The sequence below is a fragment of the Actinomadura sp. CNU-125 genome (genome assembly GCF_001942465.1).
Lineage (GTDB): Bacteria > Actinomycetota > Actinomycetes > Streptosporangiales > Streptosporangiaceae > Spirillospora.
Genome location: NZ_MKJY01000535.1, coordinates 1 through 1,346 on the forward strand (window position 1 = coordinate 1; position 1,346 = coordinate 1,346).

Annotated in this window: 2 protein-coding genes and 1 pseudogene; all 3 read left to right on the top strand. The window is 71.1% G+C overall.

The window, feature by feature from the left end:
- A pseudogene (locus BJF79_RS56545) lies at positions 1-222 on the top strand (hypothetical protein); the annotation flags it as partial.
- Positions 219-890: a secretion system protein gene (locus BJF79_RS39955; RefSeq protein ID WP_143220813.1), complete on the top strand. Its 672-nt coding sequence runs from the start codon at positions 219-221 to the stop codon at positions 888-890. The pseudogene BJF79_RS56545 and the gene BJF79_RS39955, both read left to right, overlap by 4 nt.
- An 83-nt stretch (positions 891-973) precedes the next feature.
- A partial coding sequence (locus BJF79_RS39960) for an IS5 family transposase (RefSeq protein ID WP_075905226.1) occupies positions 974-1,346 on the top strand: 373 nt, incomplete at its 3' end.

Below are 1,346 nucleotides of genomic sequence, written 5' to 3' on the forward strand. Positions count from 1 at the left end.
ATCGTGATCGTGGCGTCCGTCGGGATCCTGAGTCTGCTGTTCGCGACCTCGCAGACGCTCGCCGACCCCTACGGCACCCCGCTCGGGCAAACCGTCCTGGCGGTCGTCGCCGGGATCTATGCGGTGGGGTTGTGGTGGATGCGGCGTCTGTCGGTCCTGTCGACCGGCGCCCGTTTCCTCCACACCCGCGGCGCTGACGTCCGGGCGGAGGTGTCGCGGTGACCGTCTTGGCTGCGCTGGCCGGGTGTCTGGGCGCGCTCGGCGTCGTCCTCATCGTCCGTGAGCTGTGCCCCGCGCCGCCCCGTCTGGACGCCGCACTTGCGCGAATCCAGCCCACGCCTCTGCCGTCTGCGATGCCAACGACAGAGGAGGCGAGCGGCAGTAAGCGCCTCGGCCGGTGGCTGGCCGAGCATCTGGCCCGGCCAGCGGGGATGTTCGCCGTCCCCCGCGCCGACCTGGCTCTGCTGGGACGAACCGTTGAGCGGTTCATGCTCGACAAGCTCGTCCTCTTCCTCACCGGCCTGGCCACCCCCGCCCTGTTCGCCGCGCTCGTCACCATCACCGGGGGCTCGCCGTCCTGGGCATTGCCGGTGCTGGTCGGGCTGGCGTTGGCCGTGGTGCTGGCGATGGTCCCGGACTACAACGTCCGCTCGACCGCACGGGCCCGGCGCCGCGACTTCCGCTACGCCTTCACCTCCTACCTCCAGCTCGTCGTCCTGGAACGCGAAGCCGGCGCCGCGCTGAACGCCGCGCTGGAAGAACCGGCGAAGATCACCGACGGGTGGCCGTTCCAGCGCGTCCACCAGGCCCTGTCCCGCGCCCGGCACGCCCAGCAACAGCCCTGGCGGGCACTGGCGGACCTAGGGCCTGTTTCGAAGTCCGGTGTGTGACGCGGTGTGTCATGATCGCTACGCAGCGAGGTCTCCGGTAGAGGGTTCATCGACCAAGAAAAACCTGAACCACCGGAGACCTCGTGGCCACCCTAGCGGTGACGAGGCGGCACGACCTGACCGATGGGCAATGGGCGCGGCTGGAACCGCTGCTGCCCGTGCCCAGACGTCCGGGCCGGCCCTCGAGATGGACGAAGCGGCAGCTCATCGACGGCATCCGCTGGCGGACCCGGGTCGGCGCTCCGTGGCGGGACGTGCCCGAGTGCTATGGCTCCTGGCGTTCGGTGTACTCGCTGTTCCGCCGCTGGCAGCGCGACGGCACCTGGGCCGACATCCTGGCCCGGCTTCAGGCCGAGGCCGACGCCGCCGGGCTGATCGGCTGGCAGATCGGCGTCGATTCCACCGTCATGCGCGCCCACCAGCACGCCGCCGGAGCCCGCCGCCACGGCGAGGCGC